This window comes from Paenibacillus radicis (ex Xue et al. 2023) (genome assembly GCF_024722015.1).
Classification (GTDB): Bacteria; Bacillota; Bacilli; order Paenibacillales; family NBRC-103111; genus Paenibacillus_S.
The window spans coordinates 16,984-40,485 of record NZ_JANQBD010000030.1; the positions used below are offsets into that span (position 1 = coordinate 16,984).

At 43.5% G+C, this 23,502-nt stretch carries 19 protein-coding genes; 12 read left to right on the forward strand and 7 right to left on the reverse strand.

Translation table 11 applies throughout. The features are described from left to right. Nucleotides 1-21 precede the first annotated feature (21 nt). Nucleotides 22-696, forward strand: coding sequence for an RraA family protein (locus NV381_RS30935; protein ID WP_258217178.1), 675 nt, complete (start codon nucleotides 22-24; stop codon nucleotides 694-696). Nucleotides 697-758: 62 nt separating this feature from the next. Here the strand turns inward: NV381_RS30935 and NV381_RS30940 are convergent, their stop codons facing one another. Next, complete coding sequence (locus tag NV381_RS30940) at nucleotides 759-1,586, reverse strand: AraC family transcriptional regulator (RefSeq protein ID WP_258217179.1); 828 nt, start codon at nucleotides 1,584-1,586, stop codon at nucleotides 759-761. A 159-nt stretch (nucleotides 1,587-1,745) separates the two neighbouring features. Between NV381_RS30940 and NV381_RS30945 the strand changes: the two genes are divergently transcribed. Then, nucleotides 1,746-3,881 (forward strand): TIM-barrel domain-containing protein, encoded by a 2,136-nt coding sequence (locus NV381_RS30945; protein WP_258217180.1) that lies wholly within the window; start codon nucleotides 1,746-1,748, stop codon nucleotides 3,879-3,881. A gap of 104 nt (nucleotides 3,882-3,985) precedes the next feature. Here NV381_RS30945 and isdG read toward each other — a convergent pair whose 3' ends face one another. From isdG to NV381_RS30965, 4 genes are read right to left on the reverse strand one after another with little or no spacing between them, the layout of a single operon-like run. Continuing rightward, the gene (gene isdG, locus NV381_RS30950; protein ID WP_258217181.1) at nucleotides 3,986-4,309 is read right to left on the reverse strand and encodes a heme oxygenase; all 324 of its coding nucleotides are present in this window, start codon (nucleotides 4,307-4,309) and stop codon (nucleotides 3,986-3,988) included. A 14-nt stretch (nucleotides 4,310-4,323) separates the two neighbouring features. Then, nucleotides 4,324-5,100, reverse strand: coding sequence for an ABC transporter ATP-binding protein (locus tag NV381_RS30955; protein ID WP_258217182.1), 777 nt, complete (start codon nucleotides 5,098-5,100; stop codon nucleotides 4,324-4,326). After that, nucleotides 5,100-6,095 carry a FecCD family ABC transporter permease gene (locus tag NV381_RS30960; protein ID WP_258217183.1) on the reverse strand — a complete coding sequence of 332 codons (996 nt, stop codon included), beginning with the start codon at nucleotides 6,093-6,095 and terminating at the stop codon, nucleotides 5,100-5,102. The genes NV381_RS30955 and NV381_RS30960 overlap by 1 nt, the downstream gene beginning before the upstream one ends. Nucleotides 6,096-6,102: 7 nt before the next feature. Continuing rightward, complete coding sequence (locus NV381_RS30965) at nucleotides 6,103-7,065, reverse strand: ABC transporter substrate-binding protein (RefSeq protein WP_258217184.1); 963 nt, start codon at nucleotides 7,063-7,065, stop codon at nucleotides 6,103-6,105. A gap of 491 nt (nucleotides 7,066-7,556) precedes the next feature. Here NV381_RS30965 and isdC point away from each other — a divergent pair, with 491 nt between their 5' ends. From isdC to NV381_RS31010, 9 genes are all read left to right on the forward strand, one after another. Continuing rightward, a complete protein-coding gene (isdC, locus tag NV381_RS30970; RefSeq protein ID WP_258217185.1) occupies nucleotides 7,557-8,315 on the forward strand; it encodes a heme uptake protein IsdC in 759 nt (252 codons plus the stop codon). Between the two features lie 83 nt (nucleotides 8,316-8,398). Next, nucleotides 8,399-15,265 (forward strand): NEAT domain-containing protein, encoded by a 6,867-nt coding sequence (locus tag NV381_RS30975; RefSeq protein ID WP_258217186.1) that lies wholly within the window; start codon nucleotides 8,399-8,401, stop codon nucleotides 15,263-15,265. Between the two features lie 137 nt (nucleotides 15,266-15,402). Beyond that, the gene (gene isdE / locus NV381_RS30980; RefSeq protein WP_258217187.1) at nucleotides 15,403-16,290 is read left to right on the forward strand and encodes a heme ABC transporter substrate-binding protein IsdE; all 888 of its coding nucleotides are present in this window, start codon (nucleotides 15,403-15,405) and stop codon (nucleotides 16,288-16,290) included. Between the two features lie 67 nt (nucleotides 16,291-16,357). Next, a complete protein-coding gene (locus tag NV381_RS30985) occupies nucleotides 16,358-17,341 on the forward strand; it encodes a FecCD family ABC transporter permease (RefSeq protein WP_258217188.1) in 984 nt (327 codons plus the stop codon). Beyond that, the gene (locus NV381_RS30990) at nucleotides 17,331-18,101 is read left to right on the forward strand and encodes an ABC transporter ATP-binding protein (RefSeq protein WP_258217189.1); all 771 of its coding nucleotides are present in this window, start codon (nucleotides 17,331-17,333) and stop codon (nucleotides 18,099-18,101) included. The genes NV381_RS30985 and NV381_RS30990 overlap by 11 nt, the downstream gene beginning before the upstream one ends. 30 nt (nucleotides 18,102-18,131) lie before the next feature. Continuing rightward, entirely contained in the window at nucleotides 18,132-18,977 is an 846-nt protein-coding gene (srtB, locus tag NV381_RS30995) for a class B sortase (RefSeq protein WP_258217245.1), read from the forward strand. Nucleotides 18,978-19,036: 59 nt separating this feature from the next. Beyond that, nucleotides 19,037-20,218: an S-layer homology domain-containing protein gene (locus NV381_RS31000; protein ID WP_258217190.1), complete on the forward strand. Its 1,182-nt coding sequence runs from the start codon at nucleotides 19,037-19,039 to the stop codon at nucleotides 20,216-20,218. A 194-nt stretch (nucleotides 20,219-20,412) separates the two neighbouring features. Further along, nucleotides 20,413-20,706 (forward strand): hypothetical protein, encoded by a 294-nt coding sequence (locus NV381_RS31005; RefSeq protein WP_258217191.1) that lies wholly within the window; start codon nucleotides 20,413-20,415, stop codon nucleotides 20,704-20,706. A gap of 478 nt (nucleotides 20,707-21,184) precedes the next feature. Continuing rightward, nucleotides 21,185-21,796 (forward strand): hypothetical protein, encoded by a 612-nt coding sequence (locus NV381_RS31010; protein ID WP_258217192.1) that lies wholly within the window; start codon nucleotides 21,185-21,187, stop codon nucleotides 21,794-21,796. Between the two features lie 278 nt (nucleotides 21,797-22,074). Here NV381_RS31010 and NV381_RS31015 read toward each other — a convergent pair whose 3' ends face one another. Further along, nucleotides 22,075-22,416, reverse strand: a complete 342-nt coding sequence (locus NV381_RS31015; RefSeq protein ID WP_258217193.1) for an ArsR/SmtB family transcription factor — start codon at nucleotides 22,414-22,416, stop codon at nucleotides 22,075-22,077. Nucleotide 22,417: 1 nt separating this feature from the next. Beyond that, nucleotides 22,418-22,846 carry an SRPBCC family protein gene (locus NV381_RS31020; RefSeq protein ID WP_258217194.1) on the reverse strand — a complete coding sequence of 143 codons (429 nt, stop codon included), beginning with the start codon at nucleotides 22,844-22,846 and terminating at the stop codon, nucleotides 22,418-22,420. A gap of 366 nt (nucleotides 22,847-23,212) precedes the next feature. Between NV381_RS31020 and NV381_RS31025 the strand changes: the two genes are divergently transcribed. Then, a complete protein-coding gene (locus NV381_RS31025; RefSeq protein WP_258217195.1) occupies nucleotides 23,213-23,500 on the forward strand; it encodes an STAS domain-containing protein in 288 nt (95 codons plus the stop codon). Nucleotides 23,501-23,502 lie beyond the last annotated feature (2 nt).

Consider the following 23,502-nt stretch of genomic DNA (forward strand, 5'->3'; position numbering starts at 1 on the left):
AACGTGAAAAGAGGGACACATATGAACAATCAGGGGAAAGCTGTTGAAACGGATGAATTGCTGGCACGATTTTCGAACATTTATAATGGGGCCATTTCCGATACGCTGGACCAACTAGGCTACAGGGATCAGGTTCTTCCCAAAGAGCTGGCGGGTTTAACGGCGGATGCCGCATTTTGCGGGACGGCACTTACCGTAAACGGCGAAGGAACCCATTCCAAGGACACGGATGTGGCCTTCGTTCCTTTGTTAAAAATGCTTGGCGACGTTCAAAAAAACAATGTTGTCATTGTACAGCCTAACGACGACATATGCTCGCATCTTGGCGAGCTGGCTTCCACTACGATTAAAGCCCGCGGAGGTGTTGGTGCGGTCATCTACGGTGGCGTACGCGATACTGATTACATTCAAAAGCTGGGACTGCCAGTGTTTAAACTGTACTCGACACCTGTCGATATCGTCGGTCGTTGGTATGTGAAGGAATATAATGTTCCTATCCGTATCCAAAATGTGACCATACAACCGGGAGATATCATAAGAGCGGATAAAGACGGAGTGGTCGTTATCCCCAGAAGCATTGCCGAAGAGGTCTTAATCAAGTCGGAAGAGATCATGAACACGGAAAATAACGTCCGCAATGATGTAATGAACGGTATTCATCCATTAGAATCCTTTTACAAGCATGGTTGGTTCTAACATACCTAACGACATGACCCATGAAGGGATCATGCTGTATAGCGTTATTCCCTGGGAAATCCCTACAAGCCTAACCGACTCCGATATTTTATAGGGCTTGCCGACATATGCTTGCTGAATATTTTGGAAAATTGCAGCGGGTCCTCGTAACCAACCGATCTGGCAATATCGCTGATGCTTAAGCTCGTGTCGGTCATCAGCTCGCAAGCTTTGCGCAGCCTGTATTGGACTAGCATACGATGGGGCGAGTGGCCTAAATGCTGCTTGAAAATGCTTGTTAAATACCGCCGGTCTATATTCAAATGCTGAGCCATATCCTGAATTTTAATATTACGGGTGTAGTTGGTATACATATACTCCAACGCTTGCTCCATGTAGGCTTCCTGTTTATTATTACTGCCCGTATGTTGTGGGGAAACCTCCTGCTGACCGGATGCAAAGAGCAAAGAGAGGAGAATGAAGAGGAAGCCTGTCCGTTTCATCTGGATTCCTGGAGAAATCTCCGTCTTCGTTCGGTTTAGCTCAGCAAAGCATTCGATTAATTGTTCATCCGCGTCATAGTGAAATATCGGGTTATTCCGACTCAACCCCATGAGCTCCAAGCTGCGGTCTACTCCTTCTCCCTTAAAGCCAACCCATGAATAATGCCAAGGATTGTCCATATCAGCCTTATAATAAAACCGAACTCCAGGTCTTATCAGAAATCCGCATTTGCCGGAAAGGGAGTAGGTTCTTCCTTCCGTTTCAAAGGTACCTTTCCCACTATGAATATAGTGGATTAAATAATGATCGCGCAAAGCAGGGCCATGCACATGGCCGGGTTTGCAGGCGGACTCTCCGCTGTAATAATAATGCAGTATCATCCCGTTACTAATGGGTAGATCGAGCATGTCAATACACCTCATAGCTATGATTAGTTATTCCAATTTACCACATATTCGCGACAAATTACCATATGTGTGTGTACAGAAAATCCCTATAATATGGATCACAATGGTTTAATATTTTAATTAATTTAACCTTTTTGACATATGGAGGGAGCTTGTGAGATGACAGTGCTGGATTGGCAGGAGCTAGGCTGTGGGGTATGGAAAACAGTTGTTGGAGAACAGCAGGATTTTACACCTTTGTCATGGATGTCGCGTGAACCGCTTTTCGAGGCCTTGGAGCAAATGCAGGAGACTACGCTCCCTTTTGCTATGAGTGATATTCATTTAGAGGCAGCAGGCTCTTCGCGTATTTTACGTCTTCCCCTTCAAGAGGATGAAAAGCTGTATGGTTTGGGTCTGCATTTTATGAAAATGAACCATCGGGGAAGAACGCGTTATTTACGTGTTAACAGTGACCCGAAGCAAGACACAGGGGAGACTCATGCACCTGTTCCCTTTCTCGTTACAGACCGGGGTTATGGAGTGCTTGTCAACACTTCCCGAATCGTAACGGTACATTGCGGTTCAACGGTCAAGCTGAATGAAACGGCATTGGAAAGGGTGAAGGATCGGAACAATGATCGGAAAAGCTGGAAAGCTACACCTCTATCGGACTACATAGAAATTGTATTGCCTCAAGAAGGCGCTGAGCTGTACCTTATAGGGGGACCTGGCTTGATGGATGCGGTCCGAAGATATAATTTGCTATGCGGTGGCGGGACGCTTCCTCCTAAATGGGGGCTTGGTTTTTGGCATCGGGTTCCGACGTTGTATACCGATAAGGAGGTTCAGGAGGAAGCTATGGAGTTTCGGAATCGGGACTTTCCATGCGATGTTATTGGATTGGAGCCCGGTTGGCATAGCAAAAGCTACCCGGTTACTTACGAGTGGGCCAAGGAACGATTTCCTGAACCCAAGAAAACGATTGATGCGTTGGCTGAGGCTGGCTTTCGTGTGAATTTATGGGAGCATCCTTATGTTTCACCGGAATCCAAGCTCTATGAACCATTAGAGCCCCTATCGGGCAGTTATTCGGTGTGGGGAGGGCTTGCACCGGATTATTCACTGCCTGAGGCTCAAAGGTTATACCAAGAGCAGCATTTGCAAGAGCATGTTAGTCTTGGAGTTTCCGGATACAAGCAAGACGAATGCGATGGAAGTGAACTAACCGGCAACTCATGGATGTTTCCTTCACACACCCAGTTTCCTTCCGGCCATGACGGGGAACAAATGAGACAGATGTATGGCCTTATGTTTCAGAAAATGACCGATGATTTATTCAGGACTCAAAACCGCCGTACATACGGGCTTGTGAGAGCATCTAATGCTGGGGCTTCATCTATGCCATATGTGCTGTACTCTGATTTGTATGATCATAAACAGTTCATCCGCGCCTTATGCAATTCGTCCTTCAGCGGATTGCTCTGGACTCCTGAAGTACGACGCGCCTCGAGTGCAGAGGATTGGGTACGCCGTATGCAGGCGGTATGTTTATCCCCTCTGGCTATGCTGAACGCTTGGGGAGATGGCACGAAGCCATGGTCGTATCCTGAAGTAGAGCCAATTATTCGACATTACATTAAGCTTCGTATGAGATTGATTCCGTATCTGTACACGACTTTTGCCCAATATCGCTTCCAGGGCATTCCTCCCTTCCGTGCCATGCCGTTAGTTATGGATATGGCGGATGGGTTCACGGTTAATGAAACCGGGAGGGCGATTAACACAACAGATGGAGCTTATGGGAAAAAGACAGAGAAGCTGTGGGATGACCAATTTATGATTGGAGATTGTCTTCTCGTAGCCCCTATGTTTGCGGGAGAAACGACTCGGGAGGTGCTTCTTCCCAAAGGGGGATGGTTCGGTTTGGAAACGGGCGAGCGTTATGAGGGAGGACAAATCATTCAGGTCGAGCCTGGCTTGGAGCAAATGCCCATCTTCGTTAAAGAGGGAGCCATCCTGCCTACCATTCCAGCACATGCTCATGCCCAACTGCCTGGTGAAAAGGTTCAGCTGCACCTCGTTCATTTCGGCAATAAACCAGGCCAAGCCCTATTTTATGATGATGATGGGGAAACCTTCGATTATGAAAAGGGAGACCGCTGCTGGGCACAGCTTGAAGTCCACGGTACAGGAAATTCTGTGGATCAAGGGAATGAAGCTTTTGAAGGGAAGCTCTCGGAAGGATTGGAAGCTCTCTTTAGTTACAACCAAGTGAAATGGACCTTTGGTGCAAGCCGATTGCCGGAGGAATAAATATATGAAATGCGAAAAACAACCAAGCTCCATCAGGAGACTTGGTTGTTTTTCGTGCGTTACGTCAAAACCCGTTAAGGGCTGCCGTTAAAATCGCTTATCTACTATTTGGCTGCTGCTATCGGTTGTCTTACAATTTTCACTTCGTAGAATGAAATTTTGTTAGAAACAATATATTCAGGTATTTCTCTGCCATGTGCATGAGACTCCTTGAATGCGTCACTGCGGGTCCAGGCTTGGAAATGTTCTTTTTCCTCCCAACGGGTAACTACAGTAACCTCATCATGCTCGCGTGTATTCTCAGTTAAAAGAACTTCCAGACCTAGAAAACCTTCCATGTATTCCACTTTTCCTACTTTGTCGAACCTTTCAATTAGTTTGTGTGCATTACCTTTTGTAATTTGGGATGTGTTAGTTATGATGATCATTTTAATTCCTCCTATTATTTTAAAGTTTTAATTGGGATAATAATGGGGTATGTATCTACAAAGGTTACTTTGGCTTCGATATTGTATACGTCTTCTAGAAAATGAGAAGATATGATCTCGCCCGGTTTGCCTGTTACTTTGATTTTCCCATTCTTCATTGCGATCAAATAATCACAGTAACTGGCAGCCTGCTGAAGATCGTGAAGCACCATGACTATCGTGATCTTAAATTCCTGATTAATCTTTTGGAGCATCTCCATCACATCTAACTGGTGGGCAATATCCAGAAATGTGGTAGGTTCATCAAGCAGGATGATAGTTGTTTGTTGTGCCAATGCCATGGCAATACGTGCTTTTTGCTGTTCACCTCCAGATAAAGTATGGAACATGCGGTTCTCATGTTTTTTGGTGCTTGTAACTTCCATGGCCCAATCAATGATACTTGTATCATCGGACGTTATTCGGTCGAATAACCGCTTATAAGGAGAACGGCCATACGTAATTAGCTCTCTTACTGTCAGGTCAGGAAGCGAATGCTTGGATTGAGTGAGCATGGCAAGCGTTTGGGCAAGCTCCAATGTTTTATACTCCTTGACGGACTTGCTATTGATGAGAACATTTCCCTTATCGGCTTGGAGCAGCTGTGTAATTATTTTTAATAAAGTCGATTTTCCAGAGCCATTCGGGCCTACTATTGCCGTAACTTTCCCGGCTGGAATTGAAACGGATATATCATGAAGCTGGAAGGAGCCTACATGAAGCTCAATATGCTCGGTCTGAATAGCTGTCATCACATGATTCTCCGTTTCTTTAACAGATATAAGAAGAACGGGGCGCCCAAGCCAGCCAGCAATATACCGACAGGTAGCTCAATGGGATCAAACCATGAACGGGCTATCGTATCTGCGAGGACAACGAGTGTGGCTCCACCCACGATAGATAGCGGGAGTAAATAACGGTAATCCTCCCCGGTAAGCAGACGTATTGCATGTGGAACCACTAAGCCGACAAATCCGATTAAACCGGCAACACTGACCGCAACCCCTGCTAAAAGTGCCGCTAATAAAATAATCATCAACCTGTGAAACTCAACCTTTTGGCCAAGCAGCTTGGCAGAGTCATCCCCCAACAGCAGCAGGTTGGATGATTTAATCGAAAATGCAGACAATAGTAGACCAATGATTGCATAAGGGGCCATGAACTCAAGATGATGCCAGCTCCGTCCGCTCAGTCCACCTGCCAGCCAAGGCAGTACAGCTTGAACCCGGTCACTGTAAAGGACCATAATTCCATTCATAATGGCCCCTAACAAAGCATTGATCGCAACACCGGCAAGAATAATTTTTAATGGCGATGCTCCTTTATCCCAGGCCAGACTATAAATGATAATAGCTGTAATAAACGATCCTGCGAAGGCTAGAGCAGGAAGCAGATAGCTGAATTGCGGTAGTACAATCATTGCAATAATAGCTGCAAGCCCTCCGCCGGCGGAGACACCGATAATTCCAGGATCGGCCAAAGGATTCTTCATAACTCCTTGAAGCAGAGCTCCGGAAGCAGCCAGGCAAGCTCCTGTTAATAGGCCGATCAACACTCTCGGCAGTCTCAAATTCATAATGATTTTTTCATGAATGGGCTCACCGCCAGATGTGAACACCGCCCATATTTCCTTGAACGATATAGGAACCGAGCCGTAGGTCAGACCATAAAAAGCTACAATAAGGAGGAGAAGAGGAGCGGCAACTATGACCAGCTTTCTTCGGGAATTTCGCTGCTGTATATTCATCTTCTCTTCACTTCACACCTTGAAGCAGCTTATTCATCATATCAAGCGCTTCAATTACCTTAGTACCTGGATTTGTACCGAACAGATCAGCAGGCAAAATTTCGACTTTGTTATTTTTTACGGCATCCATACTGCTCCAGGCTGCATTCTGCTGCATTTCTTTTAGAAATCCATCCTTCACCTTTTCCGGATTCCCATGGCTCATGATTAAAATAAGCTGCGGATTTGATTTCATAATTTTTTCTGTATTTAACTGGGCATACTGCGGATAGTTATCCAGCTTGGGATAGTCGGCAGCAATATTTTCTCCCCCTGCGGAGATCAGCAGACTGCCACTCAAGGAGTTATTTAAAGCAGCCATATACGTCCCTGGAGCTCCATAGACCATTAAGACTCTTGGTTTAACTGCCGATTGATTTGTTTTCAATTCTTTCAGTTTTTGTTCAATGGCTTGATTCAATTGCTTGGCTTTGTCTTCCTTTTGCAGCATTTGACCGAATAATTGAATTTGCTTCATTACTTCTTCAATAGAATTTGCGTTAGTTAAAACCATTTTAGCGCCTATGCCTTCAACAGCAGGTATATCTTTGGTATTTAACGGATTATTGCCTAGCACAACATCAGGGCTAAGGAACGCTACTTTTTCCAGATCCATGCCGTGTGTTGATCCGACTTGTTCCACATTTTTGGCTTCTGGTATTGAAACTGGGCCTGCTGCGGTCGGTCTGCCCACCAGTGTACCGCCTAGAGCATAAACAATATCCATCTCGCCGTTGCTCAGAGCTACAATTTTTTGCGGTGCGGCAGTGAAGGCGACATTACGGTTGGCGAAATCTGTGATAGTTACAGCCTTAGAACTGGATTGAGCTTGAGCGGAATTGGTGGTGCTTGTCGTATTAGTTGCTGTTTGACCACAGGCTGTTATTCCTATTAGTGAAAGAGCCAAGAGGATAAAAAATGATTTCTTCATAGGAGTTCTCCTGTATCGGTTAATTATTAATATTGATAATGAATATCATTACTAAGTACTATTAGAATGATAATGAATATCATTATTGATGTCAACGTAAATTTTTGGGATGATCTGGAAGGCTTGTTTTTGAGTAATTTTTGAATGGTTTTTACTTAAAGTTAATAAAAATGGGTTGACAGTTTTCAGGAACATAAGATAATATCTACTCGTAACGGTTATTTACTCCCTAATTATTACCATGTCGGGCAAGGAGGGTGGAATGGCTTAGGTTTAGTGTGTCCAAAAGCAGCGCGGAAAGCGACATTTTTTTTGATATCAAATGAGAATTATTATCGTTTATATGCATTTTTTTATTGTTCAAAAAGGTTTACATGTGGCTTTGAAGTCGGGGTACTGATATTTTTTTTGATATTTAATGAGAATGATTATCGTTACTGTTACATACTGTTTTAAAATTTGCTTTAGAAATTGATGGAGGAAAACACAAAGTGAAAACATGGCTAGCCGTTCCAGCTTTATTATTTATGTTATTACTTACGCTCCTTGCACTGCCAGGAGCGCATGCCGCTGCCACATTGTCTGATGGATCTTACACAATAGATTACTCGGTTAAAAAAGCAGAAAATGATTCGGTTTCTATGGCCAACGATTATTTCGAGAAGCCTGCCAAAGTATTTGTCAAAAATGGTGAAATGACTGTACAGCTCCAAATGAATCACAGCAAATGGATTACCCTATTTAAGGTGCCTGCCAATGGAGGCTTTGCAGATGCTCCTGTACTAAGCAGCGATAAGGCTGAAGACACACGAGTAGTAAGCTTCAAAGTGGATGACCTATCCAAACCCTTACTTTCGAAAATTCACGTTACAGTCGAGTCCATAGATTATGACCATGACTACACGATTCGTTTTGTATTTGATGATAAAAGCATCAAGAACGTAGGATCGAGTGATTCTGCTGCTGCTGCAGCGGCTGACAAGGCAACTCCGGCAGCCTCAGCAGCAACCGGCGCAAGCAAAGCTGTGGAGCCTGCTTCGAAGCAGCAGCCGACAGCTGCTGTTAAGGCTCCGGCTGCGGAAACGAAGAGCGCGTCTGCAGCAGCAGCTTCCAATGCGGATAAAAGCAAGCCCGCGGTTGTGAATCCACAAACAGGCGACAAGGCGCCTGTCACTATGCTGATCATTTTGCTGGCTGTATCAGGTATGTTCCTTGGCTACAAATTTAAGGCAAGAAAGTCCAAGGTATAATCCCGGATACAAAGAGTACCATCTAGAGAGCAAAAACTTCGGTAGCAATTATCAGACTTTATAGGCAGAAGGAGAGAAACATATTGAACAGGCAATTCAAGAAAATGATGTCGAGTTTACTCATATTTTTTGTGTTATTGGCGGGGATTCCGTTACCGGCTGCTATGGCAGCAGATAGTCCCGTTGTTAATCTAACATCCACTACAAGCTCCGTTTACGGTGGAAATAAGCTAAATACGGTATGGCAGTCTATTGGAAATATAACGAATAGCGTTTATCAGGAGGTCTATGGATATGAAGCCAAGATTTCGTTGGACCCTAGTAAACTGGAATTAACTAATGTTACTACGCAAACTAAATTCAATACTCCGCAACAGTCCGTAATTTCTCCAGGTAATTATAAGATTACTACTGATTTGAAAAATGTTAATTCACCTATTGCTTTGACTACAAGCTCGATTAACTTTTTAGGATTAACTATCCAAACTAAAGCAGTGACACAAGCAACTACTGCTACGATTACTGCAAGTGATATCTATATTATTAATAAAGACGGAACCAAATTAAAGGTTGCGGATGTTTCCTTTACCGTGACAATTAATCCAGCAGGAAATAAAGATCAATTGAAGGCATTGGTTGCACAAACTGAGTCTGCCAGAGAAGGGGTCTGGAACGGGCAATATCCAGTGGGATCCATGGCTGCTTTCACTACCGTTTATAACGCCTCCCGGTCTCTTGCGCTTGGTAATGAAAACTCGCAAGAAAAAATAGATCAGCAGTATTCAGCGCTGCAAGCTGCTTATACAGCGCTGCAAGCTAACGTAATTACAAATAATCCTGTTCCTACATTGCCTGACGGTGAATACAATCTGGGCTTCATCATTTATAAAGAACTAACGAATGAGCAATCGGTTATGCACTCATACGTTGATCCTAACAGTGGAAAGTTAACTGTTGAGGGGGACAAAAAGTACGTTTCCTTCACATTGAAGCAGAATAAGGAAATTTTGTCATTAAAGACAAAACAAAACGGTGTTTTGGTTGAAACGGATAAACAAAATGTGGACACCGTTAACAACACAAGGGTAGTTAAATTCGAAGTTGCCGATTTGTCTAAACGAATGGATGGATGGGTTAAAATTTATTGGGATTTAGGCCAACCTATTGGAATTTATGACAATGAGTACAATATTGAAATTGGCTTTGGCAATATTGGCTTGGTGCAAAAGGGGCAGCTGAATTCAGTTATTACTGATGCTCAAACGAAGCATACAGCAGCAGTTGAGGGTGCAGCAAATGGCCAGTACCCAACAGGCTCTAAGGCTGCATTGCTTACGGCAATCACAGCAGCACAAGTAGTAGCATCGAATGCAGCAGCAACGCAAGCGCAGGTAGATCAAGCTGTAACGACGCTGCAGGCAGCAGTTACGACGTTTACTACTTCAGTGATTACCGTTGGCTTAGCAGACGGCCAATATATCATTGATTTTGCAACGCTTAAAGAAGCTGATGATACAACTTCAAGCATGAACAATTACTTCCTGAGACCAATTAAACTAAATGTTCAGCAGGGAGTAAAGAAAGTATCCTTTACATTGAAGGATAGCAAGACAGTATCGAGTTTGAAGACAGAGAAGAGCGGTGTTCTTACCGAAACCGCGATACTGAGTACCGACACAGCAGCCGATACAAGAGTGGTAGAGTTTGAAGTAGCAGATTTAAATGCAATTTTAAAAGCCCGAGTGCATGTATCGACTACGATGCCTAATGGCACACCTTATGAGATGGATCACAACATTCGCTTGAAATTTAATGCAGCAAGCACTGCAGTCAATGTAACTGCTTTAAATGCCCTCATTTCTAACAGTCAAGTGAAGCACGACGCGGCTGTAGAAGGAACAGCGGCTGGACAATATGCAGTTGGATCGAAAGCTGCACTGCTTACTGTCATTACAACAGCACGAAACACAATTTCGACTGCAGCAGTAACGCAAGATCAAGTCAATCAAGCGGCAGTTGCACTGCAAGCTGCGCTAACATCTTTTAATGCGACAGTAGTTGGCGGGTATGATATTGGTTTTAAAATTTTTAAGGCCAATTCAGATGAAGCATCGGTTATGTATGACTATGTAGATAAAACAAGCGGTAAACTGGCAATAAAAAATGGCAAGAAATACGTATCCTTTGTTTTAAATCAAAGTGCGGAAATATTGAGTTTTAAAACAAAGCTGAATGCAAGCTCATCATTAGTTGAAACAACAACAGTTAGCACCGATGCTGGGACTAATAAAAGAATGGTTGAATTCGAAGTTGAAGATTTAACTAAAAAAGTAGACGGATGGGTGAAGATTTACTGGGTGCTGCCTGCTCCAATCGGCATCTATGACCACGAGTATGACGTTCAGATTGGATTCAGTGACTTGCCTACGATCCCTGAATCTGCAAATAAAGCGGCACTGAGTGCTCAAATCTTAAATGCGCAAGCAAAGCATGATTCAGCAGTTGAGGGTGCAGCGAATGGCCAGTACCCAACAGGCTCTAAGACTACATTGCTTACGGCAATTACAGCAGCACAAGCGGTAGCATCGAATGCGGCAGCAACACAAGCGCAGGTAGATCAAGCTGTAACAACGCTGCAGACAGCAGTAACGACGTTTACTACTTCAGTGATTACCGTCGGTCTGGCAGACGGCCAATATATCATTGATTTTACGACGCTTAAAGAAGCTGATGATGCAACTTCAAGCATGAACAATTACTTCCTGAGACCAATTAAACTAAATGTCCAGCAGGGAGTAAAGAAAGTATCCTTTACATTGAAGGATAGCAAGACAGTAACGAGTTTGATGACAGAGAAGAGCGGTGTTCTTACCGAAACCGCGATACTGAGCACCGATACAACCGCCAATACAAGAGTGGTAGAGTTTGAAGTAGCAGATTTAAATGCAATTTTAAAAGCTCGAGTGCATGTATCGACTACGATGCCTAATGGCACACCTTATGAGATGGATCACAACATTCGCTTGAAATTCAATGCAGCAAGCACTGCAGTCAATGTAACTGCTTTAAATGCACTCATTTCTAACAGTCAAGCGAAGCACGATGCTGCTGTAGAAGGAACAGCGAATGGCCAGTACCCAACAGGCTCTAAGACTACATTGCTTACGGCAATCACAGCAGCACAAGTAGTAGCATCGAATGCAGCAGCAACACAAGCGCAGGTAGATCAAGCTGTAACAACGCTGCAGGCAGCAGTAACAGCGTTTACTACTTTAGTGATTACCGTTGGCTTAGCAGACGGCCAATATATCATTGATTTTACGACGCTTAAAGAAACGGATGATACAACTTCAAGCATGAACAATTACTTCCTGAGACCAATTAAACTAAATGTCCAGCAGGGAGTAAAGAAAGTATCTTTTACATTGAAGGATAGCAAGACAGTAACGAGTTTGATGACAGAGAAGAGCGGTGTTCTTACCGAAACCGCGATCCTGAGCACCGATACAACCGCCAATACAAGAGTGGTAGAGTTTGAAGTAGCAGATTTAAATGCAATTTTGAAAGCTCGAGTGCATGTATCGACTACGATGCCTAATGGCACACCTTATGAGATGGATCACAACATTCGTTTGAAATTTAATGCAGCAAGCACTGCAGTCAATGTAACTGCTTTAAATGCACTCATTTCTAACAGTCAAGCGAAGCATGATGCGGCTGTAGAAGGAACAGCGGCTGGGCAATATGCAGTTGGATCGAAAGATGTACTACTTACGGCAATTACAGCAGCACAAACGGTGGCTTCGAATGTAGCAGCAACACAAACTCAGGTAGATCAAGCTTTGATAACATTGCAAGCAGCTATCAATGCATTTAATGCTGCAATTATTACAATCATACCTGATGGTGTATATCCGATCGATTACAAAATCTACAAAACAAACACCAATGATGCTTCAGTTATGTACGACTATGTGGATAAAGCAAGTGGTAAATTAACCATAAGAAATGGCAAGAAATATGTATCATTCATTCTAAATCAAAGCGCAGAAATTTTAAGCTTTAAAACTAAATTAAATACAAGCTCGGCATTAGCTGAAACAACTGTAGTTAGCACAGACGCGGCAGCTAATAAAAGGACGGTTGAGTTTGAAGTTCAGGATTTAAACAGCAAGGTAGATGGATGGGTTAAGATTTACTGGAACCTGCCTGCACCAATTGGTCTATATGACCATGAGTATGACGTACAAATCGGATTTAGCAATTTGCCAGTCATTCCAGGTCCTGTAGATAAGACTGCACTAAATGCTCTTATTGCTGACACGGAAGTGAAGCATGATACAGCAGTAGAAGGGACGGCCTTGGGCCAGTATTTGACAGGCTACAAAGCTAAATTGAAGACTGCAATCGACACTGCTAAAGCTATAGCTGATAATGCGCAAGCAACAAAGGAACAAGTTACTCAGGCTGTGACTGATTTAACGAAAGCAGTGGCTCTTTTCAATTCAGCACAGTTTAAAGATTCCAACACTGTATTACCAGATGGTGATTACAAGCTGGATTTCAATATCTATAAAGTGGGTACAGATCAGATTTCGGTTATGCAGGGATACGTTGACACCACTAGCGGTAAATTACGAGTAGCTAGCGGGAAGAAGTACGTTTCCTTTACGTTAAATCAAAGTGAAGGAATTACAGGCTTTAAGACTAAGTTGAATTCTGCTTCTACATTAGCTGATTCTACAGTTCTAAGCACGGATACTGCTGCCGACAAGAGAACAGTTGAATTTGAAGTTCAGGATCTAAACAGCAAACAGAATGCCTGGGTTAAAATATTATTGGTTGGATTATACGATCAAGAATATGATGTTCAAATCGGATACAGCGGCATTAAGCTGGACCTCTCCAAACCGGCAAAAAATGGTGACTACAATGTGAACTATGTATCCAAATCAACGGACCCTGCAGCAGCTCCAATTAGCGATTATTTGCAACCGGAAGGCAGCAGCTTTAAAGTACAGGATGGCAAGAAAGTAGCTGTGTTGAAAGTGAAAAGCGGTGTAACAGTTTCTAAGATATCGCTCCTTAATCCAGACGGTTCTGTAAACAAAGAAATAACTCCAACAGTAAAGACTTCAGCTAAAGAATCCGGATTAGTACGTGTGCTTGCCCTTGAACCAACGACACAAAGCGTTGAGTTTGAGGCAGCAGATGATTTGACGGCTACTTATGCGATTCAACTGAAGAAAGATGGTAATGACGCAACAATTAAAGTCGGATTTGGTACGATTGAGCCTGTAACGACTAGTGTTGTAGTTACACCGACCCCAGAGAGCGGCGGAACTGGAGGCACAGGTGGTACTGGAGGTACTGGTGGTACTGGTGGTACCGGAGGCACTGGAGGTACAGGTGGTACTGGCGGCGGAACTGGAAACTATATAGCCGACGGCACATACAGCATAAATTACACAATTCTAAAATACCAAACCGATCAAAAATCGGTTATGCAGGACTACGTTATTACTCCAGGCTATCTGACTGTTGCAGGAAGTACCAAGTATTTCTCCATGACGCTAAAACAAAGCAAAGAGGTTACAGCGTTAAAAATAGAAAACAGCGGTTCCTTGACGGACGTAGAGGTAGTTGATAGAAATAATACCAACAATACTCGTGTTGTTAAGTTCCAAGTCCCAAATTTGTCATCCAGGTTAAAAGGCTGGGTTAAAATCGACTGGGCGGAAATCAATTATTTCCACGAGTACGATATTGAGTTTTCCTTCGACCAATTAAGCCTTAAGAAGGTTAGTGCAGATGCTGCATTAGGCGGTGGCGGAGCAGGCTCGACAGTTGCATCATTGAAGGACGGCGAGTACGAGCTGAACTTTAATACATTGCAATATAAAAATAACCTGGATTCCAAATACAACGAGCTGATGGCACATCCTGCCAAGTTGATTATTAAGGATAGCAAGAGAAGCATTGCTCTTACTCTAAATGATCATAAGCTCATCGAGGATTTCAAGGTAGAAACAGAAAAAACAACTACTAATGGAGCAGATTCAAGTGCAGCAGCAACCGTAACCAAGTCAATGGAATCAGCTGCTGTAGAAAGCAAGAATGAAGAGACTAACACCCGTGTCGTGAAATTTGATGTCAAAGATTTGACGGTGCCTATCCATGCACAGCTTGATCTTATCGTACCTCCAACCGAAGCTGAAATTGAGCAAGCTAAAGAAGAGGCCAAGAAAGCGGCGGCTAACGGAGACGACAGCTACAGCGGAGTTCCTAAGAAGAAGATCGATACTGTTGACATTGATTTAGTATTCGATATCGAAGGATTAGGCAAAAAGGTTGAGGAGCAGCAAGCTACCGATCCAACTGCTCCAGCTCCTACAACACCTTCTGCTACGAGCACAAGCCTAAAGGATATTCAAGAGCATTGGGCAAAAGCATCTATTGAGCGTGCGGTTGGCCTCGGCATTGTTAACGGATATGAAGACGGTAATTTCCGCCCTGACGGGGAAGTAAGCCGTGCTGAGTTTACCGTAATGATCGGTCGCGCTCTTAAGCTGCAAGGCAAAAAATCAGATCTGAATTATGTCGATCTTGCGAGCGTTCCAGCATGGGCGAAGCCTTACCTGGAGGAAGCAGTAGGCGCGGGAATCATCAGCAGCTATGAAGATGGCACATTCCGTGCAGAGCGCAAAATCACACGTTCAGAAATCGCGGTAATGATTGTTCGGGCCTTGGGACTCCCGGTTGATTCGCAAGAAAGCTTGTCTTTCGCGGATGCCAAGCAAATCCCGGATTGGGCTTCTGCTCAAGTTGCGTCAGCAGCGAAGAAGGGAATTATCAACGGAAGAGATAACAATTTATTTGCTCCGAACGCAAGTGCAACCAGAGCGGAAGCTGTAACCTTGATTCTAGCTCTTCTAAATCACACCAAGTAAGCTGGGAATAGTTTCAAAAAAGGGATATACCAACTTGTATGAACGGGGATGCCAGGCAGCTGGCGTCCTCGGTATTTTTTTGTTAAATAGAAAATAGGATGCGGGCTTTAAAGTTAAAGGAAAGGAGAGATACAAGAATGAACAAATGGATTAGTGCTGCAGCAGCAGCTTCCTTATTGCTTGTAACTGTGGGCTGCTCATCGGGAAATGTAGGTACGAATGCGGCAAGCGCTCTAACAGGAGAAGGCCAAACAGCTAAACGTGTTATAGCGACTACAGTAGCAGCAACTGAAATTATGGATGCGCTGGAGGTTGATTTAGTCGGCATTCCCAAGAGCTACAAGAAGCTTCCCGAGCGATACAACAGTGTTACCCAAGTTGGCAATCCAATGAGTCCTAGCATGGAAGTAGTTAAATCGCTCGATCCATCCGAGGTTCTATCGGTAACAACCTTGGAGTACGACTTGGCTCCGGTTTTTAAAAATGCCAATGTAGAAGCCAAATTTTTAGATTTAACAAGTGTTGATAAAATGAACAAGGAAATTATGGAACTGGGAAATAAATATGATAAAACGAAGCAAGCGGAAGCTATTGTAAATAAATTTAACATCAAGTTGGCTCAAATCAAAAAAGATACAGAAGGCAAAAAAGCGCCGTCAGTTCTCATTTTGTTGGGAGTGCCGGGAAGCTACCTGGTTGCAACTGAAAATTCCTATATTGGTGATCTTGTGAAGCTAGCTGGCGGTAAGAATGTGGTCCAAGGTGAAAAGGTGGAGTATCTCGCATCAAATACGGAATATTTGCAGCAGTCTAACCCTGATGTAATTCTAAGAGCTGCTCACGGAATGCCCGAAGAGGTCGTAATAATGTTCGACAAGGAGTTCAAGAAAAACGATATTTGGAAGCATTTTGAAGCGGTGAAAAACAACAGAGTGTACGACCTTGAGGAAGAATTGTTCGGTACGACTGGAAATTTGGCTGCTACGCAAGCGCTGGATGCTTTAGTGAAGATACTGTATCCATAAAAGGTACGGAATCATTTGGGCAGCAGGTGGAGCTGGTATTTTATTAAGAGTATAAAGGAAGCTGGCAATGAATAAAAAATGGTTGAGTGTGATCATAGTCATCATATTGCTCTTTGCAGTGACGCTTATATCGGCAACAACAGGGAGTATCAAGGTAAGCAGTCTGGATTTGATTCAAGGCTTGTTCACCGGAACGAATAAAAGCGTTCAAATCATTAAAGATCTGCGGTTACCGCGAATTATTATTGCGTTATTTGTAGGGGCGGCTTTGGCTGTATCGGGTGTGCTTCTTCAGGCGGTTATGAGAAGTCCGTTGGCTGACGCAGGGGTAATAGGTATTTCTTCGGGGGCAGGCGTTCTATCTTTGTTATTCGTTACTTTGTTTCCGAGCTATTTTTTCTTTTTGCCGCTGTTTGCATTTATTGGCGGAGCTATCGCTTGTTTTCTTGTTTATTCGCTCTCTTGGAAATCGGGCCTGAGTCCGATCCGCATTATTCTGGTAGGTATAGCAGTCAATGCAACCTTCACAGGGTTGGGTCAATCTTTTAACTATCGGGGAAGCTACGCAGTAACAAGCATCAATCAGGCGACGACGTCGATTTTTACAATGAAAACGTGGAATGATGTTCAGGTTATGGTGACCTATGGCACGATTGGGCTGGTACTTTCACTGCTGCTGTGCTCCTGGTGCAATCTTCTGTCTCTGCAGGACAAATCGGCCAAAAATTTGGGGCTGAATGTAACGAGAGCACGCCTTCTTGTCTCCATCGTAGCGGTTATGCTGGCTGCTATTGCTACGGCTATCGGCGGACCGATCGCTTTTGTAGGGCTGCTTATTCCTCATATTGCCAAGCTGCTTGTCGGATCCGATCATAAGATACTGATTCCGTTTTCCGCTCTTGCAGGTGCCCTTTTGATTTTATCGGCAGATACGCTGGGGCGTGTGGTGCTTGCTCCTTCAGAAATTCCGGCTTCCATCATTATGACGGTTATCGGAGGCCCATTCTTAATATTTCTACTCAGAAAGAGTGAACGAGTCCATGGAAATTAAAGAGGTAACGTTCTCTTATGATAAAAAGACCGATCATTTGAAGGCCGTAAGCAGCCTCATTGAGATTGGAAAAGTGACGACTATCATCGGTCCGAACGGCTGCGGCAAGTCAACATTACTTGGTGTCATGTCTCATAATAATGTTCCCCGCATCGGGAAGGTGCTGTTGGACGGCAAGTCTCTTAACAGCTACAAGCCCAAGGAGTTAGCCAAAAAGCTGGCTGTGGTTCATCAGCATAATGAGGCGCCATCCGACTTGACTGTCGAGAAACTGGTCAGCTTTGGACGGATGCCTCACAAAAGTATGTTTAATCCAAGTGCTGATGAAGATGAGGCGGCTATAGAGCAAGCGCTGTCCCGCACGAATCTTTTGACCAAACGGAAATTAACCATTGATCAATTATCTGGCGGCGAGAGACAAAGGGTTTGGATAGCTATGTCTTTAGCTCAGAGCACTCCCTTTTTATTCCTGGACGAACCAACAACATATCTTGACATTTACTACCAATTTGAGCTGCTGGATTTAATAAAAACCCTCAATGCGGAGTACGGCTTAACCATTGTGATGGTTTTGCATGACATTAATCAGGCGCTTAGGTACAGCGACCGCATTATTGTAATGAAAAGTGGGGAGATCGCAATGAACGGCTTGCCGCAGGACGTGATCACAGAGGCTACAATTAAACAAATATATGGGGTTGACGTGATCATTAAGCAGGATCAGGCTGCAGGCTTGTATATGGTTCCATTAGGTATTTAAAAAGGTGACGATGTGAGCAGATTAAATGGGATGTTGTCTCTTAAAGCGAAGCTTTTGAATAGCAAAAAAAACGCCTTCCAGCAGCTGCTGATGCTGCTGGCGTTAGGCGCATTCGTATTCTCATTCATTGAGCTGAGCAGTTTGGCAGTTGGTTATTATGAGAATCGGAAAGCGTCTGCCGAGGCACAAGCGGTGTATTACAGCAACCTTGAAGGGACAGAGCAGGGCGGGGCTTCTTCCGGGGCAGCTGTAAAACCGGCAATAAATCCCGAAGCTTCGCCATTAGCCGTCCGACCGGCCTTTCAAGGTTTACTTGCAGTGAACCCTGATATATCAGGTTGGATAAAAATTGGCGATACGCTAATCGATTATCCGATCGTCCGGGCTGAGGATAATGAGTATTATTTGTCCCGTAATTATAAGCGGGAAGAAGCAAAAGCTGGGAGTATATTCATGGATTTCAGGAACAATGTGACCGCGGTTGGTACGAACACCATTTTGTATGGTCACCGAATGAAAGATGGATCGATGTTCGGGGATTTGAAGAAATACATGGACAGGGAATTTTTTGAAGCGCATCAACTCATTTCTTTGGACACCTTATATCATCGATATGATGTTGAAGTGTTCTCGGTCTACTATACAACGACAGATTTCAATTATATTGAAACGGAGTTCGAAACTTCGGAAGATCAGCTTCGATTCTATGAAAGAATCCGAGAAAGATCCATGTACAAGTCGGGTGTCGTATTGACGGAGCAGGACCGGGTGTTAACCTTATCTACCTGTGATTATACTTTGGACCCGAATGAGGGCAGGCTTGTTGTGCATGGCCGGCTTGTGGAGAAGCAGGAAGGAAAGCGTGACAGTCAATGATAGATAGGGCAGTGAGAAATAAGAGTTTGAACAATCACAAATGAGGGAGAGATGAAGTTATGAAAAGTCCATTCAAGAAGGTTATGTGCGGTGTCTGTCTATTAACGTTACTAGCTTCAGCCGCTCCAATCTATACGGTAGGGGCCGCAGATGTACCGTCTGCAGCATCTACTGCCAATTCAAGCTCGAGTGCCAGCTCACTGAAAGACGGGATTTACTCCATGAATTTTGTGATCAAGAAATTTGGTACCGATCAAGATTCAGTTATGCAGGATTATGTCATAAATCCCGGGAAGTTAACGGTAACGGGAGGTAAACAATTGTTCTCGTTCACACTCAAGCAAAGTAAAGAGAATACGGCTTTTAAAACAGAGCTTGATGGCGTATTGAAGGATACGAAGGTTATCGCTACCAATGAGGAGAAAAATACGCGTGAAGTTCAATTTGAGGTCAAGGATTTATCCAAGAAGCTCAAAGCGTGGATCAAGGTTGATTGGGCTGCATTCAATTATTTTCATGAATATGATATAGAAATTACCTTTGATCAAGCTAGCGGACAACGGATTAGCGAAGGTACTGTACCAAGCGATAAAGAGGGTTCAGCAGGCGCGGCACAAGGTGGAGCCAGCCCTTCAGCGCCTAAAGATCAGCCTAAGACTGCCGAGTCAGCCACTTCTGCTCCCGCAAAACCAACTGCACCGACACCAGCTTTAACCGATGTTAACAATCACTGGGCTAAGGCATTGATTGAAGAAGCGGTAGGAACAGGAATTGCCAATGGCTACGAGGACGGCAAATTTATGCCTGACGGTGCAATTAGCCGATCTGAATTTACTGTGCTGATCAGTCGGGCGCTAAAGCTGGAAGGTAAAAAAGCAGATCTGAATTACTCAGATCTAAACCAGATTCCACAGTGGATTAGACCTCATCTGGAGCAAGCGATTGGTGCAGGAATTATTAGCAGCTACGAAGATAATACATTTCGTCCTGACCGTAATATTACCCGAGCGGAAATTGCCGTTATGATTGGACGCGCATTAGGGTTTAAGGCGGATTCGAACGAGAAGCTGGCTTTTGCAGATGAGCAGCAAATTCCGCAGTGGGCCTATGCCCAAGTAGCAGCGGCTTCGAAGAAAGGCATTATTAACGGCAGAGACAATAATCTATATGCTCCTAATGCCAGCGCGACTCGGGCAGAGGCGGTGACCTTAATTTTGGCGTTAATTAAAAATGTGAAATAAGGCAAACTAGACGATAATTTGAGTGCCATTTTAAATGCCTAGGAGGCTAAGTTCTGTATCCATTATATGGGAAGATTTTTGTAGCGTTATTTATTTTAGCTTCATTATCTGGTATTTTTCTTGTTTACCGCTCTTCAAAATTAAAAGATAATTTTAGGAAGAAGACTAAATATATACTATACTCAGTGGTAACAGTGATAATCATTGTATGTGTGGTATTTATACTTCAAGCTAAAGATGAAAAACATAGAAATGAAATTACAAACGTAATTGAAAGTAAAGGTGGGCTGGTAATATCAATTGAATCATCAAGGAAGAGTTTATCTCCATTTAAAGATTTTAGTAAAAAAAGAGCTAATAAAAATGATGATTATTACTTCGTTAAATACTCGATAGAAAAACAGACAAAAACTGCATGGTTCAAAGGGGATAATGCTCTTTATCGAGATCCTCCAACGCCTGATACAGATAAATGGATTTTTGAATAGCCTGCACATTTACAAAAAACCGCCTTGCGATCATCGTAAGGTGTTTTTTTTACCGCCGCCACAGCCTGAAAGATATGATAAGACGGGCTTCATCAGCAGTTAGGTTATCATTATTACTATTGGTCACTGGGCAAGTACTTAAAGTTGATTATTCTATTTTGCAACCGCTTGAAGGGAATAATTATACAGTAGCAACCTCTCTGCTGAACCAAATTTCAATATAGATGTTACGATGAAGGTGAAATCACTTTTAGGGGTACTTATTTAAATAAGTTTATTAAATCTAAAAACATATAAGGTATTGACCATCTCGTAGGATACAACGCAGCTAACTCTTGCAGGTTGTTTTTCAAAAAAATCATAGGACCAGCCGCTTGATTCGCGTGAACTATGGACATTTCATGCAGACTTCTTTAAAGTTAGATGTACACAAGCATGTATTTATACAGCTATCTTTATGATCAGAGGAGAACATGAAATGAAACAAATGTTGAAAAAAGCGATTATTCCAACAATAGCGTTAAGTCTTGTATTTATGCTTCCAGCAAGAGCTGTGGAGCCGTCATTAAACGTGAAAGCACAGCAGACAGCACCGGCACTACCTAGCGAAATAGCTTTTCAAATTCCTATGAACACTTACTGCAGCTCGGAGAACTCACTGGATTTTTCCTTCCAATTATCCAATGCTTCAGGGACAGCAGCTGATTTAACCTTGTATTTGTACGGTCAAGATGGTACAGCGTTTAATGAAGAAGGGTCCTCATACCGTGAGATACAATCGAACCTTGTGCCTGGAAAAGCCTTTCAGTTGAAGGGCAACGCTACAGGGACCTACCATATCAATTTCGGTAATCATAAAAAGTGCAACGAACGAGTGTATATGGGGAAAATTGTAGTAAATTCGGGGCAAGCCTCCGTGCTGGCAAGGGGATGGGTTGAAATGAGCGGCAGATTTGAAGACGTCACCGTTAATGGCAACAACAAAGTGGACTTGGCTGTCGTAGCCCCCTCAGCTTCTGCGGCTCCCATAGCTCCTACAGCGGCGGAACCTCCTGCAGCTGCCGCAGTAGAGACTACTGTACAGCCGTAAACACATCTCTAACCTGCAGCGACCGCTCAGTGCCGAAAGATGCGAGATTAAGCGCTCCGCACTACACAGCAGCACATACTGTCAATTAGTTCGGTTGTCCGCAGTGGAAATATCGATTAAAAAAGCGCCATGTACAATGTAAAATGGAAAACCTCCTAACCCACTTTTCTGAAAAGTGGAGCTTGGAGGTTTTTTCATGATTCCATACTAGTTCTACGAGCTGAAAGGCTTTAGTTGAATTAGTCCTGAGCATGTCGTTCCTCGATAACTTTTAACCCCTAAGGATTCCCGCTATCGGATTCTTCCTGCTCCACCAAATGCTTCAGCACATTGAGCTTATTCTCCCAGTAACGTTCGTAATAGGATAGCCAGCGCTTCAATTCAAGCAACGGCTCGGCATGAAGACTATACCTGGTTTCGCGTCCGACCTTTTGTTCCCTCACGAGTCCGGCATCCGACAGGATGCGTAGATGCTTGGAGACAGCCGTACGGCTCATAGGAAAGTGTCCGCTGATAACAGTAACCGGCATTTCTCGATCACTGAGCAATTGCAGCAGCTTGCGGCGGGTTGGATCGGCGATGGCTTGAAACACATCATGTTTAGGAGAGGCGTTAGCCATCCTAAGCGTCAATGACCTTGGCGAGTTTTTCGAGAATAATCGATCCCCAGCCTTGGTTCATTCTTTCACGAACAGCTTCATGAGGCATATTGAATTCGGTAAGCTTTCCAGCTTCCCATCCGGAATGTATGAGAGTAAACTCCGTCTTGCCTTCCAGATCTTTTAAATCAAAGGAAACCTGCCAATCCTGCCCCCATGAAAAAGCAAGCCGATTAGGAGGATCGAGCTCCGTTACTTTGCAATGAGATATACCGAATTGGTCAGCGTTTAAAGTAAATTCATATCCGAGCACAGGTTGAAAATCATTAGGCATAAACCAGGCTGCAATGCCCTCTGATGTGGAGACTGTGTCCCAAACCTTCTGAATGGGTGCCTTGAAAACCATCGTATGTCGGATATCTGGCACCGTACCTTGAGTGTGCTCCTGCATGCATGTACCTCCATTAATATATAATGTGAAACCAAAAGGTTTCGTATTTGTATTATATGAAACCTTTTGGTTTCGTGTCAAACATAACTATTGGCGGTGGAACGGATGGAGGAGGAACAATCATAAATGTCCGTCGATCTTTATTATGCTATTTTTACCCATCAATTATCCAGTCTTTATAATCTATCGCTGGCCGTATAGTTATTGCTATAACCCTCTATCTCAAGCTTAAGACATATGATTATTATCACAGATAAATATTGGAATATGCGGTACAGTTAGGTAAATATGCTCCAATTGAAATCCGACTGAAAAAAATAAATCCATAACAACAATTTCGTTTGAAATTCAAAGGGAGGTTTGTTTATGTGCTATGAAATAAAGGATAGCGACCAACAAATAGAGGTCATTCTAACCGGAATTATCAGCGTAGAAGAAGCGACCTCCATCAGGCAAAAATTGTTTCCGATCCTACAACAAGAATTCCGCAGCCTCACTTTCCATCTCGGAACAGTTACGGAAATGGATAGTTCCGGGCTTGGCCTTTTGCTGGCCGTACAGAAGATCGCCATGGATTTTAATTCCAGCGTTTCATTTAAAGACGTCCACGGACAGCTAAGAGAACGTCTAAACATGGCGGGAATAAAGCTTTAAAA

Excerpts from the sequence above, each read along its gene's own strand:
- NV381_RS31015 (WP_258217193.1), bottom strand. The coding sequence starts at position 22,416 with ATGGCTAACGCCTCTCCTAAACATGATGTGTTTCAAGCCATCGCCGAT.
- srtB (WP_258217245.1), top strand. The coding sequence starts at position 18,132 with ATGTTGTCTCTTAAAGCGAAGCTTTTGAATAGCAAAAAAAACGCCTTC.
- NV381_RS30965 (WP_258217184.1), bottom strand. The coding sequence starts at position 7,065 with ATGAAGAAATCATTTTTTATCCTCTTGGCTCTTTCACTAATAGGAATA.
- NV381_RS30985 (WP_258217188.1), top strand. The coding sequence starts at position 16,358 with ATGAATAAAAAATGGTTGAGTGTGATCATAGTCATCATATTGCTCTTT.
- NV381_RS30955 (WP_258217182.1), bottom strand. The coding sequence starts at position 5,100 with ATGACAGCTATTCAGACCGAGCATATTGAGCTTCATGTAGGCTCCTTC.
- NV381_RS30935 (WP_258217178.1), top strand. The coding sequence starts at position 22 with ATGAACAATCAGGGGAAAGCTGTTGAAACGGATGAATTGCTGGCACGA.
- NV381_RS30990 (WP_258217189.1), top strand. The coding sequence starts at position 17,331 with ATGGAAATTAAAGAGGTAACGTTCTCTTATGATAAAAAGACCGATCAT.
- NV381_RS31000 (WP_258217190.1), top strand. The coding sequence starts at position 19,037 with ATGAAAAGTCCATTCAAGAAGGTTATGTGCGGTGTCTGTCTATTAACG.
- NV381_RS31020 (WP_258217194.1), bottom strand. The coding sequence starts at position 22,846 with ATGCAGGAGCACACTCAAGGTACGGTGCCAGATATCCGACATACGATG.
- isdE (WP_258217187.1), top strand. The coding sequence starts at position 15,403 with ATGAACAAATGGATTAGTGCTGCAGCAGCAGCTTCCTTATTGCTTGTA.
- NV381_RS31025 (WP_258217195.1), top strand. The coding sequence starts at position 23,213 with ATGTGCTATGAAATAAAGGATAGCGACCAACAAATAGAGGTCATTCTA.
- NV381_RS31010 (WP_258217192.1), top strand. The coding sequence starts at position 21,185 with ATGAAACAAATGTTGAAAAAAGCGATTATTCCAACAATAGCGTTAAGT.
- isdG (WP_258217181.1), bottom strand. The coding sequence starts at position 4,309 with ATGATCATCATAACTAACACATCCCAAATTACAAAAGGTAATGCACAC.
- NV381_RS30960 (WP_258217183.1), bottom strand. The coding sequence starts at position 6,095 with ATGAATATACAGCAGCGAAATTCCCGAAGAAAGCTGGTCATAGTTGCC.
- NV381_RS30940 (WP_258217179.1), bottom strand. The coding sequence starts at position 1,586 with ATGCTCGATCTACCCATTAGTAACGGGATGATACTGCATTATTATTAC.
- NV381_RS30945 (WP_258217180.1), top strand. The coding sequence starts at position 1,746 with ATGACAGTGCTGGATTGGCAGGAGCTAGGCTGTGGGGTATGGAAAACA.